Here is a 14267-nt window from a genome sequence, read left to right as displayed (position 1 = left end):
TAGGGGGGGTGCTTACCAAAAAGAAGATGTAGCTAACGATACTATGTTAGTTCAAGAGATTGAAACAGTTAACTGGCAGGATTCACTATCGCTGGTAGATAGCAAAGATCCAAGTGCTGGGAAGTATGCAACACCACTACCTCAATATGGGTTAGTTACGTTGGGAGATAAAAAGCCTAATGGAAACTCATTCGTCAGACATTAAGAGTGGGTGTCATTACTAACCCACTATTACAACGACCTTTTTTATTGTCTCGCTTTTTATTTTGCCTACCCGCTTCCTCACCCCATAGCCACATTAATTGATCCCAGCACTCCTTCGCTCGATCTGTATATTTTCGTACAAACCAACGCCAATATTCTGTAATTTGTGAAGTGCCTAGTTTTGAAGCCTGCCAAGTTGACAATACCCGATCAACTACCTGCTCACTCTGGTAAGCCATAATTCGGCGGAGCAAAGCACCAATCAAACTCGCCCAAATTAGACCTTCTGCAATCTCTGGATTTCTAGTATTTATTTTTTTCAGGTTTGTCAGGCTTTTCCACTCTTTAAACAACAATTCAATTTGCCAGCGCAGCCGATAGCCTTGGCGAACGTCATCCGCGCTAAATTGGTCTTCCTGCAAGTTGGTCGCAAGGCTTTCAAACTGTTTCTGGTCTCGATTCCAACGTACAATTAATCTGACGTTGTGTTCGCATCCCTTCCATCGCACTTGTAAATCAGTAGGTTGTCGTTGTTTGAATTTGCTATAGGCATCTTTTAACTTTTTCCCTACCAGTTTGGGGTTACTCGAACAGGCCACTATTTCAGGATTAATTGAGATGCTTGCACGCACAATATAATGCACATTACTTGCACTCCATTGATCCATTTGTTGCGTATCAAAGTAGCCGCAGTCAAGTAGCCCTAACACCGATGATTGATCCGTCCAGTCCGGCATATACTGGCGCTCAGCATGCGTATCTGGCGAATCATTTAGTAAATCCATGGTGCAATGAAGTTCAATGGCTGCGGGTGATGTTTCACTAAACCTGCCAGGGAATGCGTTTTTCAGTCCTTTGTGCAAGCCCATGCTACAGCCGTCATGAGCAAAAATTCTTTTAAAGACTTTGAATGGACTATCTTTTTTAAATTTCAACACTTGTGACTTAAATTCAGCCAAAAGCAAGCCGAGCAATTAGCGCATTGTGTCAGCAAATGCAGGTTTTGAAACACGGTAATAACAAGCGCGATAACTAAGAGAAATGCCCGTTAAATCTACAAAATGCGATTTTAAGCAGGAAACGCCTCGAATATTACCTTGCATGACGGCAGAGATAATGGCACTAAGAAACTGATCAGGAATAACTTTTCTTATTCGCTTGAAAAGCTGCTTATCCGGTTCGTCATTTTTTTTGAGAATCGAGTCAAACAAAGATTGGATTTTTTTGTAAAAAAGTTAAATTTATGATTGTTCATGCTGCGCTTGAGGATTGTTTTGGCGAATATGAGACAAGTGTGGCGTGAGCAAATTCCCTTCAGATCCACTTCCATTCTAATTCGATATAACGCACTGATTTTTAGATAAACCTTTCTTATTGTCTAACGAATGTTACTTGGCTAGGTTTTTCTTGAATTTAAGAGGTTTTTAATTCTACCAAACCAAAATCTTCCAGGATCATATAAAAACAAGGCAAAATTAACACTACCAGAATACTCGAGCTGGCGAGGCCAAAGATTAAACTAACCACTAATGGCTGCACGATCTGCGCCTGTAAACTGGTTTCTAATAAAATTGGCAAAGTGCCTGCTATGGTGGTGGCGGTGGTAATGAAAATGGCACGGAAGCGTGAGTGCGCCGCCTGAACAGCGCTTTGGTGCAAGCTCATGCCGTCAGCAATATGCACTTTAATATAGGTCACCAGTAGTATTGAGTTGTTGACCACAATGCCCGCCAGAGAAACAAAACCAAGCATGCTAGGCATGGTGAAATCATAACCAAACAGCAGATGCCCCCATAAGCTGCCAATCAGTGCCAAGGGAATGGCCAGCATAACAATAATCGGTTCGGCATAACTTCGGAACTGAAAACTAAGAATAATAAAGACACCGATTAAACCCATTAAAAACTTTTGCATGATGGATTTTCCGGTGGTATTTCCTTGCTTAAGTTCTCCTTGGTAACTGAAAGATAAATTCGGGTATTTTTCTAGTAATGGCAATATGGTGGTTTTTTCAACTTCAGCAATAATTTGCTGAGTATTGGCATAGCGGGTATCAATATCGCCAATTAAAGTGACGGTACGTTGCCCGTTGACTCGGTTAATCCGTGCATAGCCACGGTCAGGCGTAATATTGGTTAAAGATGCCAGTGGAATTTGCTGGCCATTATTCAAGGTGATTGGGAAATTCTGCAATTGCTGCAGGCTGGATTTATCTCGGTCAGATAACTGAACATCAACTTTTAAAGTCTGGCTGCCCCGTTGGAATTCATCGGCGGTGATCCCAAAATAGCCGCTGCGCAACTGGTTAGCGATTAATAAACCATCTACGCCCAATGCCGATGCTGAAGGTAGTAGTTCGATTTTCCATTCAGGCTTACCGGGGCGTAGATCATCCAATACATCGACAACGCCTTGATAGCTAATCAGTTGCTGTCGGATTTCCCAGGCGGCTTCAGAGAGCTGTTGTAGGTTTTCACTATGTAATTGAATTTCAATCGGCCGGCCCGATGGGCCAAGTGTAGGTTCTTTAAAAGCAAGCTGAATAGCACCAGCCACTTCGCCTACAGAGTCGCGCCAGCGATCTTTAACGGTATAAATAGAGCTATTTCGCGTCTCGGCAGTTAATATGTCGGCTCTAACTGTGGCGATATGGGTGCCTTTTTCAAAAGCATCGCCGTTTTGATTGTATTCAACAGTTATGCTTTTAATCAGAGATTGTGGTTGACCATTTAATTCTGGCTGTAACAGCGTTAAATCCTGATTAATTAATTCCAGTTGTTTAACACTGCGCTGAACAATTTTTTTGGTTTGATCTAAAGGCGTTCCTTGCGGCATAAGTAACCGCATTTCTAAAATATCACCTTCAAGACTAGGGAATGCTTTGAATTTAATGGCACCACCGGCCAGCAATGAAATAGTCATAAAAAACAAAGCGAACGCAGCGCCAGAAGCTAGGTATCGATGTTGGGTCAGTCGCTCAACTAGGTTGACTAATTGCTTGTGACGGAAGTTTTCGAATGTCTGATTAAACCACCGTTTTATTTTAGGCTGCTTGACTGTTTCTTCAGCGGTTTGAGGGTGCATTAAAAGGCTGTGATACAAATGGCAGGGCAAAATAAAGAATGCTTCGATTAAGCTAACAGCGACGGTCGCCAATAACACTTGGGGGAAAACTTGCAGTACCGCACCGATATCGCCGCTCAGCCAAAGTAAGCCGATAAATACTGAGGCGGTGGTTAAAAAGGATGAAAATACGCCAGGGCCAACTAACAATACGCCGTCGATAGCGCCTTGTAAGGCACTTTTGCCTTTTTCTAGTTGATGGGCAATGCTCTCGGCAATAACAATTGCATCATCCATTAAGATACCGATCGACATTAATAGCGCGACCATTGAAATCATATTGATGCTGACGCCCATTAATGACATCAGCCAAAATGCGCCCATAAAGGAAACAGGCAAACCCATGGCGACCCAAAAAGAATAGCGCCAGCCAAAGAACAGCCACATTACAGCAAACACTAATAAAATACCTTGCCAGGCATTGCCCAAAAGCATGTTCAAACGATCTTCAACAATTTTGGCAGTATCTTGCGTCAGCGTCAGATCGATTCTTTTAGGTGCTTGTTTTTCTAATTGGTTGACAAACTGTTTTACCTGATCGACTAATACCAATGCATCTTGTGATTTGGTTTTATTGATTTTTAATAGTGCAGTACGTTTTCCACCTATAAAAACCGATACTTCATCTTTTTCAAAACGCTCGGTTACCTGTGCGATATCGGAAAGGCGTAGTACGCCGCCCTGTGGCGTGTTCGATATAATAGTTGTTGCCAAGCTGACAGCGGTTACTTTTTGCTGATCGACCCGGATTAATAAGGTTTTACCCTGTGTTTCAAGATTGCCAGAAGGCAGCTTTACATTTTGCCGTTTAATTCGCTGCGCCACTTGTTCAATCGATAAACCATATTGGCGTAATAATGGCAGATTGAGGCGAACACTTAATTGTTGATCAGAAAATCCTTGCAGCTCTATTAAAGAAATATCAGGCAGCTTTTGTAATTGGTCTTTCACTGATTCAGCATATTGTTTGAGATGAAAATCTGCAGTGTCAGCACTAATTGCCAGAGTAATTAATGGATCGTTGCGACCGATTTCTTTAATCAGTGGGCTTTCAGCTTGCTGGGGAAAATTATCAATAGCATCAACTTCGGTTTTTACATCTGAAAGCAAGCGGGCAATATTACCGCCTTCCTCTAGCTCGACGGTTAGTTTTCCCTGACCTTCACGGGATTCACAACTTAAGGTGTCAATCTGCGCTAAGCCATCGATGGCCTCTTCTAATGGCACGCAAATACCCGTTTCTACATCACTGGTGCTGGCACCGGGATAAATCACGCTGACTTGCAGCTTGCGGTTGGCAAATTCGGGAAAGGTTTCTCTTTTAATATTGGGCAGCGCACTCACGCCCAATATTAAAATAAGCAACATTAATAAATTCGATGCAGTGGGGTGCTTGGCAAAGTAACCGATCATTGGTTTTCACCTATTGCTTGATTACTCGTTGTTTGGTTAATTTTTTGACGAAGCTGCATGCCAGCAACGGCAGGCACTAAATCATTAAGTACCAGCCGCTCGCCACCGATTAGGCCGCTATTGATGATGGTTTGGTTGCCAATTTGAAAACCTGGCTGAACCTTATGAATTTGTAGTTGCTGATTTTTATCGAGCAAATAAACTTGTTGCCCTTGCAATGCTCGAGTTGGAATAGCGATGAGCGATTGCTTAGGGGCAAAAATGCGCACTTCAACGTACATCTCATTAGTAAGTACGGGTCGATTGGCAATATTAAAAATTTGCTGCTCGGGTTTTATATCAACCGTTAAAGGCAATGTATTGGACCGAAGATTAATACTCTCACCGGTGGATGTCACTTTACCCTGCCAGCTAAAGGTTTGCTGGCCGAGATGCAAAATAACCTTAGCTGGCAGGTTTAATTGTTGAATATCTGGGGTGGTTGGGCTGAGAAGTTCAAGCTGCTTGATATAAGCGGTGAACTGGCGTAGTTGGCTAATTGAAACTTCAGCCGGAACCTGCATGGTGCCGACCTGATGCGCCACGACCATTAATTCAGAAGGTGAAACCAGTTGAAAATTTTCGGCATTAACTTTGGCAATTCTGGCGTCAAATGGCAGGCGAACTTCAGTTTTATCGAGTAAACGTTGTGCTTGGGAAATTCGTGATTGGCTAACAGCAATTTTTGCCTTGGCAATTTCAATGGAAGCGGGTTGCTGTTCAAGATTATTTTTAATATCCAATAATTTTTTCTGCTGGGAAAAAACGTGTTGTTGCTCGGCATCAACCAAACTTTGCGACACTAGATTTTTCTCAAGTAAACCTTGTTTTCTTTGAAGCTCTTTTTGTTGTAACTGTAAATTGTTTCTTTCCAATTTAATCGAGAGGGTTAGCTTTTTTTGATTTAATAAAATTCTCGATAGTTCCGCTTCCGATGACTGTAGGTCTGATTTCGCTTGGGCAAGTTTAAGCTGATAATCCACCGGATCAATTTTTAAAATTAAGCTGTCAGCAGGCAGTGTTTTTCCCGGTTCTAGGTCAGGGTGACGGTAGATCACTCGGCCAGACACTTCAGAGCGAGCATTCCAGGTTTCTTTCGGCTGAACACGGCCATAGCCAATTAGGTAAGGCTGTAATGTTTGTGCCTGCACCTGAATGGTTTCGACTAGCACTGAGTTATCTAGTGCTGTTTTTTTTTCAGGGGCGGGTTTGTTTTTGGCGATAACAATTAAAATAAAAATAGCGATAATAGGTAAAATAATCAGCCAGGATTTTTTCTTTAGTAGGATGTTCATAATTACCTCCTGAGCTGATGGTTATTGTTTTTCACTATTTTTATTGGCAATGCTTTTATCATCAGAGCTTTGATCTTGCTTGCAACCATTTTTCAAAACTTCTAGGTTGTGCTGCAACATGCTGTCGGCAAAATCATTATCAAATGGCAAGCCGGTGACAAACTCAATGTTACTGCGCATTATCCAGGGGAATAGGGTAATAGACATCATATGTAGATGTAGAAAAACAGAGTTTATATCTGATCGCACTTGGCCGGATTGTTGTAAATCTTCAATGAGTTTTTTAAAGTGGGGAAAACGATCTTGCTTGATTACCTGTAGAAATAAATCTCGATATTGCCCCTCGCCCAGCACCATTTCTCGCATCATCAACACCGGGAATTGCGGGTGTTGCTTGATGACTTGTTGGAACGCAGTTGGCAGCATTTCTAATGTAAGTGGCTGGTTTTCAGAATAGCTTTCTAGGAAATTCAGAACGTCGCCGGTGACCGCTTCAAACATTGCCTTGTACAGGCCTTCTTTATTGATGAAGTAATAACGAATCAATGCCGGTGTCACGCCAGCTTCTGCTGCGAGCATTCGGGTGGTTACTTTGTGGTAAGGCGTTTGGGTAAAACAGGTTTTAGCCGCTTCGAGTAGCTTGCCTCTGGCGCTGTCTTTGCTTGGCTGATTGGATGAATTGGGCATGCCCGTTGCTGCAGTCGGAACGGGTGATATCGGCAGGTTTTTTTTAGGGCGGCCAGGCTTTGCCATCGCAAACGTCTCAACAAGAATAACGAGTGACTATGATATGGCTTTACTAGAAATTCACCAGCTGATTAATTATCCATTTAATGGCTTTTGAGTAATAACGCCGTGTAAGTTTGACGAGGCCGAGAATGTTCCAAGCATTTTCAGCATTTCTTACTCCCCACTTCCATGTGGATCATGTAACGAAATCAGATGCCTAGCAAATAATTTGTAAGCATCTGATTGCGCTTAAAGTTTATCAAGCTTACAGTGATCGAGATAATTTTCCGTTCTGTAGATCATGGTGTTAAGGATTTTTCAAAACTGCTTGATTAATCAGCTTGCCAATCAATACCAATGCAGCAATTTGCTGCTCATCACCATTAAATGTTGAAAAATTCATCCGTAAACAATTTTTAAACTGGCCGCTGGCAGAAAATAAACTACCTGGAGTAATGCCGATATTGTTTTGATCGGCCTGTTCAAAGATCCAGTTAGTATCGATGTTTTTGGGAAACTCAACCCAACAAAGGAAGCTACCGGTAGGCTCGCTTAGAGTAAAAAGTTGTGGCCAATGTAAATAGAGCGCTTCTTTGAAGTTAAGCCAGCGCTGCTGATAAATGCTGCGCATTCTTCTTAAGTGTCGTTCATAGTGGCTGTCTTTTAGAAAATCGGCGGCAGCATATTGAACCACACCAGGCGAGGCCATCGTCATCATACATTTCAAAAAGTTAACTTTTTCAAAGTACTTTCCTGCAGCCACCCAGCCGATTCGTATATCTGAATGCAGTGTTTTAGAAAGAGAGCTGCAATAAATAACACGATTCTCCTTATCGAGGCTTTTGAGGGTGGTTGGTTTGTTGTGGTAATAAAGTTCGCCGAACACATCGTCTTCAATAATAGGAAGTTGTTGTGTTTTGGTAATGTCTAATAATTGTTGTTTTTTATTGGTAGGCATTTCAAAACCCAGTGGGTTATTGAAATTAGGATTTAATAATAGGGCTTTTATTGGCCACTTTTTAAGTGCGTCGTCCAATAATTCCAGATTAATACCATGTGACGGGTCTGAAGGGATCTCCAGTACTTTCATGCCTAGCGCTTCAATGCAGCTTAAAGTGCCATAAAAACAAGGGGTCTCAACAGCAATAGTATCGCCAGAATTGGCAGTGGCTAATAACGATAGGGTGACTGCTTCTTGGGCGCCGTTGGTAATTACTAGGTCATCGGCTGATACTGTTTGGTTTCCAATAGAAAGGCGACGGCAAATTTGCTGTCGTAATGCTAATAAACCGGGTGCGTGGGTGTAGTGGCTGTTGGCTTTGCTGCTGTTGGCAAATTGATATGATTGGCGTGCAAGTATCTGATAAAAACGGCGGCAGGCAGGGTGCTGAATTGCTGGGTGGGCGCTACCAAACTGAATTTTATTTTGATCCGATGCGGCGGCCAATACTTTTAAGGGCAGTGCACCTAGCTGAACTTTTTTCGGCTGAAGTGCATTGGGTGAGGCTTTTGCTTTGCTATGACCGCTTGTGCTGGTGCCATTTGTTTCGGCGCGATTTACTTGGTGGGTAACCACAAATCCGCTACGATCTTTAGGTTCAATTAATAGCTCAGCTTCAAGCTCTTGGTAAGCTCGAATAATGGTGTTTTTGCCAAAACCACTTTGCAAACTCAGGCTTCTAATCGACGGCAAGGTATCACCCGGCCTGAGTGTGCCTTGCTGGATTTGTTGCTGCAGTTGCTGGAATATAATCTGATATCGCTTCATGGGTACAGTTTAACGGAAAATGAGTTTGTTGAGTGTGTTTTTATAACTGTACCCATAAAGGAACATGCAATCTGTTTCTGTCTTTATCTGTTAAATATCTGCAGAGTAGTCGTATGACAACATTTACTTTACCTTCATGTTAACTCAACTTGGCTCGCCAGCACTTCGCCAGCAACTAACCCAATGGATTCCATTGGTTTTTGTGCTGTTGTGGAGCACTGGTTTCATCGGTGGTAAGTATGCCTTGCCGTATATCGAGCCATTTTATCTGTTGTTTATTCGGATGCTGATCACTTTATTGGTATTCGGAGCGCTGATTAGCCATTTCAAACCAAGTTGGCCGACATTTCGCCAAGCTGGGCATCAATTATTGGTGGGTTCTTTAGTGCACGCGGGGTATTTGGGCGGAGTTTATGCTGCAATAAAATGGCAAATGCCGGCAGGAATTGTTTCTTTGCTAGTTGGCCTGCAGCCCTTATTGACTGCAGTTATAGCATGGTTCGTTATTTCTGAGCGTTTATCAATCCGACAATGGACAGGCTTGTTGCTTGGCTTAGCTGGTGTTGTGATGGTGTTGCTTCAAGGACAAGCCGTTGGTGATTTTCAGTTGTCACCTGCTTCAATGATTGCTGCTGCTGTCGCATTGGTTAGTATTTCTATAGGAACGCTGTACCAGAAAAAATTCGGACAAGGGGTCGATTTATTAACCGGTACCTTCTACCAGTATGTGGCTACAGTATTTTGGATGGGCTTGTTGACTTGGCAATTTGAGGATCAATTAATTATTTGGCAGCCGCAATTAATTATTGGGATGCTTTGGTTAGTTTTTGGTGTGTCGGTGGCTGCAATATTGTTATTAATGCTAATGATTCGACAGGGTGCTGCATCCAGTGTTGCCAGTTATTTTTACTTGGTGCCACCGGTTACCGCAATTGAGTCATGGTTATTGTTTGATGAATCGCTTTCCGCCGGTGCTCTAGCTGGAATGGTGCTTGCAGTAACGGGTGTTTATTTAATGGTTAAAAAAGCAGGGGGTAAGTGATTTAATTCGAACAATAATTAAATCAGATTTGTTTTTATTTAATGTTTTATGTTTGTTGTTTATTGTTTTTCATCCCTTCTTTTAATAAATCATTATTTCAAAGCTCAGATTTAATGTTAACTTCCATCTCGATCGCCATTTCTGCAAGACACTAGGTTTTCAACCACTGCTACACCAACTTCCCGCTTTTTGGTAAATATCTACAAGCTTCCCACTTAAATCTCTAGCGGCTTAACACTTGTTGGGTAGCTATCTTTCCTCAAATGATGGCTTTTAACTAGGTCATGACCAATCGCAGTCAGCTCAAAAGTTCGGCTCTTGATTCTCAAAACAGCGATTGCTTCGTTCAGTCCAGTTTCTTAGGTATATGCATTATTGTAGAAATTAATATTTTCCATTAATGAATGTTTCTATAGAAAGTGTATTTTTCTTTTTTGGTTAGTGGCGTCAAAACGAACATTTACACTCCACCTATTGGTATGACATCTGTTGCAGCATATTTGAGAATATTGACCTGAGTTAGTGGTTAAAAGGCATCGATTTTATCTGGATACAACTAAGTATTGGTAACTAGTTATTAAATAAGTGAAATTATTTTTTTGACGAGTAAAGAGGCACTGAAAATAGATGTTTATTGTCTCCGGTCAGTAATCTGTTCGGAGTTGATTGACTCAAATTTTCTCTCAATATAAAGTTTTTATGAAATCCACTGTTGCTTATTCAACAGTTCACGCAATAACGGTCATTTCTTTTGTAGTTGATAAAAAATCAACTTTGGGTGCTTGCTGATTTTTGAAGCAAACATGCTTAGATATTAGCCAACTTGTGTTGTGCTTGTTGTTACTAATGCTTTCTCTTTACAGTGCAGCTAATGCTTATCATGCTGATTTTAAAGTTTTCTTTGAGTCTTGGCTATGTTTTTTGGTTAGCGCTCTAGCTTTGCTGTGAAAGATTCTTTCTTAAGAACATCTTATTATCGATTTCGCTTATCAGATTAGTAAACTTTTATCATTTCTCATTAATCTGATGAAGTTGTTTTTTATTCGGATGTGATGAATTTTATTGTTTCTATGTAAGATATTGGGAAGAAAGCTAACTAACTGAAATAATTGTTTATTTTTATTTTTGTTTTTGGTGAGGTGTTTTATTAGCTTCTTGTACTTCATTGAATCGCGAATAAAAACAATCCAATGAGTTCTATGACTGACTGTTTTGTTGTCAAGATGGTCAGTATTTCAGTGCCCGAAAGATAAGTTTGTATGGTGCGTTTGGCGGTCAAATGTTTGGTCGACCAATTTGTTTGCAGTTGCTAGTTTTCTTGAACCCTTTGAATTATGGGCTTTTGCGGTGATCTTGTCTGATTGATTGGCTTGAAGAGTCAATTTAAATCAATGTTTGAGCGGGTTTAAGGTAAATCCGACCTGCATCAATTGACGAGGAATACCTCTCAAGATAAAGTCCAAAATATTAAATTTTTGTGTTTTTGTTTTCTTAAAATTTTGAGATTTCATTTATGAATATAAATCGAATGGTTTCCATAAAAGGAGCCATAACAAACCCCGCGATCATTGGGCTGATGTATTTTGGTATTACCACAATACTGATGGAAGTTCATAGTACTGATTTCTTATCGTTTTATTGGACTTGATCTAGGGGTAACTAATGTCAGAACAACCAGCTAGCGAATACCAGCAGCGCCATAAGCCTGCTAGTGAATTCGAGAGTCGCGATGAATATTTAAATCACGAACTCTCTATTATGAGTTTTAAAAGATGGGGAATTAACCTGCCTTTTAAAGATTATGGTGTTGAGCTTGAAGATTGGGTGCCTGCTTTGGCAGCAACCATTGGTAAAGTAGTAATGGTAACGGCCATGGCAGCAGCGTTTGCTGCGCAGTTTGGTCTAACGCCTGAATTCGTTGCCGAGAACGTTCGATATGAATTGTTGATTGGTGCAGTGTTTGTACTGATTTTTGCAGCAGTATTGAATCCAAATACCAACTTGGCAGGCACACACGGACCAATGATTCCATTGATTCCGTTGATTGCTGCTGCGGGTGGACACCCATTGGCGCTTGGTTTAATGGTGGCAGCATTCGGTCTTTTATTAAGTGCGACTAAAGGCGGCTCTAAACTGGTCAATTTGACGGGTGAGGGAGTAAGGGGTGGTTTGTTAATCTACCTCGGTGCCGTAGGTTTGATCGGTCAGATTGGCAAGTTAGAAATCTGGGCGGAAGGTATTGGTCGGGGTGAAGTATCCTTCGGCGTAATTTTGGCCACCATCGTTATTTATGCCTACCTAGCCCGGGTACAAAAACGCTGGTTGGCCATTCCATTGTGTTCCTTATTAGCGGGTGTTGTAGCCTTTGCGATGGGAACGCCGTTTGAATTTGTGACCGAGCCTGGCTTGCCAGAGTTCAGCCCATTCTACTGGTGGGGTGAGGACACAGGTTGGAAGATGGGTTGGCCTGAACTGAGCCATTATATTGCAGTAATGCCTTATGCATTGTTAGCCGTTGCAATGTGGTCTCCAGACTTCCTAGGTCACCGTGTATTCCAGGAATTAAACTATCCAAAGAAAGCTAAAAACGTTCTGATGAATGTTGATGACACAATGACTGTGTGTTCAGTTCGTCAAGGTGTTGGTGTCTTCTTGGGCGGTTCGAACTTAGCATCTTCTTGGGGTACTTACATGGTCCCAGCAGCTATTGCTAAGCGTCCAATTCCAGGCGGTGCAATCCTGACTGGCGGAATGTGCTTCGCTGCTGCGGTTATTGGTTATCCAATGGATCTGGCAATGTGGGAACCGGTATTACGTGTTGCCTTATTAGTTGGTGTATTCCTGCCATTGCTGGAAGCGGGCATGCAGATGGTTCCAGATAACAAGAGCGCGCAGAGTGCGGGTATCTGTATCTTCTCATGTGCTTTCATCAACCCTGTATTCGGTTGGGCATTAACCATGTTGCTCGATAACATGGGCTTCATCGGTGATAAAGAGCGTAGTGCTAAATTGCCAATGATGGATAAGCTAAGTATTCCTCTGGCGGCGTTTGTTGTTTGTGTGGGTGCTTTGGCACTGGTCGGACAGTTGCCAGGTATTCCAGCGCTGCTGTAATCGATTGAAAGTGTGATACGTTAAAAGTCTGCAAAATTTTTATGGCCACGAATATTGTTGGGTCAAAATGTCTTTTACTACCTTGTAAAAGACATGGTTCAACAATAATTGTGGCCTAGCACTTATTCCCCCTCCCGCTTTACTTAACATCACTTCCAGCTATCCCAAACACTTAACATCCACCATGCTTACCATCTGGCTGCATTTCAACTTGCTGTTGATATTGGCTGTTAGAATCAGCATGCTGATATTTGCTAGCTGGTGGTTCCATTCTGCTGATTACTGTTGATCCAATTCTTTAGGCACTTCAATTTCTAAGCTAACTTTTATGTTGTTGCTTACGATGTTTTAAAAGGCTGCTTTTTTGAAATTCTTGTGCTGCTGATTACCCATCCATACACCCCCGTTTTCTCGTTACCTTTCCTAATACAGCTCCTTTCTCCCTGAGATTTCTTTGCCGGTATTATAAACCAGCTGTTTTGAAGCTTAGGCTTTGTCGTGGCTCACTTGTGTGTCGTAAGGTGCCTAGGCTCCAATTACTCACTTGGTGGGAATAAATGTTGAGTTAAGGCTCAGAGAAGATCTATGGTGCTTAATATCCAGTGAATCACCAGATGAACAAGCTAGACAATACAGGCGATAGTGTTGAGGGCGGTTTTTACTTAGGCTGGCCGAGTGCCAAGTTGGACTAACCAATACCAATTAGTGGCTGAGTCGCAAATGCTCGGACTGAATAACTAATCAAATGCTATGCAAGCAACAGAGAGCACCAAATTGTTGGAGTTATTTTGTTGAGTGCAATCATGATTGTGAAATGTAGCTTTGAGGTGGGTGAAAGTTTTTTATGCAGAGGTAAGACAACTCGAGCTGTCAGTTTGCAATTTATGGGTAAAACGTGACTGATCTTCTTGGTTGTCTTCGTTTCTTGTGATTTCTAAGTCTTGCTCTAGATCAAGTAGTTTGTTGACCTATCTGCATCAGCTGAAGTTTGATTGTTCCTTTTCTTGCTCTAATGATTGATTTAGAAAATATCAATGCAACTCAAATCGACTCGTGAGGGCTGGTTGTTTGTGATGGATTGCCTTACTTAATCGTTTTAGCAATCATTTCCCGCTGTACCCTAGTTTTATTGAGATGGTTGTATCTTGTATTGATAGTGCTGTTAGTGGCTCAATTCATGTCTGAGTGCAAGCAAAGTTTTCCTGCTGTTATTCACGATAGTTGACAGGTCTCTGTGTTTTGCCGGTAGCTGCCTCTCAACATGTGTTGGTGTCGATCGGTTGGTTTACCTGTTGTAGTGTATCTGATTGCTTTTTATGGTTTTGTTGCACTTGCTGCTTAGAGCGATGGTGTTGTTTTTAAAAAACTGAAAGATGTTTTTCTATTCGTTAGGTGCTGGTGAGCTAAATATATTGAAAATAAAGATGCTTTATATAAGTACTTTCATTTAAAAGATTCATTGCATTTTCTGATTAAATTAAAATCTAATGAAGACTATAGGTTGAATAAGTTTTTACGCCAGAATATGTCGAGTCCGATG

7 protein-coding genes are annotated in these 14267 nt (G+C 41.6%); 2 read left to right on the top strand and 5 right to left on the bottom strand.

Translation table 11 applies throughout. The features are described from left to right. Positions 1–194: 194 nt before the first annotated feature. The 5 genes from DC094_RS02000 to DC094_RS01975 form a co-directional block, all read right to left on the bottom strand. Positions 195–1163 (bottom strand): IS4 family transposase, encoded by a 969-nt coding sequence (locus DC094_RS02000; RefSeq protein WP_158527191.1) that lies wholly within the window; start codon positions 1161–1163, stop codon positions 195–197. Positions 1164–1617: 454 nt separating this feature from the next. Further along, on the bottom strand, positions 1618–4740 hold the full coding sequence (locus DC094_RS01990) for an efflux RND transporter permease subunit (RefSeq protein ID WP_116685408.1): 3123 nt from the start codon (positions 4738–4740) through the stop codon (positions 1618–1620). Further along, a complete protein-coding gene (locus DC094_RS01985) occupies positions 4737–6074 on the bottom strand; it encodes an efflux RND transporter periplasmic adaptor subunit (RefSeq protein ID WP_116685407.1) in 1338 nt (445 codons plus the stop codon). Before DC094_RS01985 ends, DC094_RS01990 begins: the two co-directional genes overlap by 4 nt. Positions 6075–6095: 21 nt before the next feature. Continuing rightward, a complete protein-coding gene (locus tag DC094_RS01980; protein ID WP_116685406.1) occupies positions 6096–6827 on the bottom strand; it encodes a TetR/AcrR family transcriptional regulator in 732 nt (243 codons plus the stop codon). Positions 6828–7110: 283 nt separating this feature from the next. Beyond that, positions 7111–8571, bottom strand: coding sequence for an aminotransferase-like domain-containing protein (locus DC094_RS01975; protein ID WP_116685405.1), 1461 nt, complete (start codon positions 8569–8571; stop codon positions 7111–7113). A gap of 136 nt (positions 8572–8707) precedes the next feature. On the opposite strand from DC094_RS01975, the gene DC094_RS01970 reads away from it, so the two are divergent. Both DC094_RS01970 and DC094_RS01965 read left to right on the top strand, forming a co-directional pair. Then, positions 8708–9613, top strand: coding sequence for a DMT family transporter (locus DC094_RS01970; RefSeq protein ID WP_116685404.1), 906 nt, complete (start codon positions 8708–8710; stop codon positions 9611–9613). Between the two features lie 1662 nt (positions 9614–11275). Next, positions 11276–12727, top strand: a complete 1452-nt coding sequence (locus DC094_RS01965) for a DUF3360 family protein (protein WP_116685403.1) — start codon at positions 11276–11278, stop codon at positions 12725–12727. Positions 12728–14267: the final 1540 nt, after the last annotated feature.

Origin of the sequence: Pelagibaculum spongiae (assembly GCF_003097315.1) — a bacterium.
GTDB lineage: Bacteria > Pseudomonadota > Gammaproteobacteria > Enterobacterales > Pelagibaculaceae > Pelagibaculum > Pelagibaculum spongiae.
The sequence above is the reverse complement of the archived record's forward strand: the minus strand, read 5'-3'. Positions and strand labels throughout refer to the sequence as shown.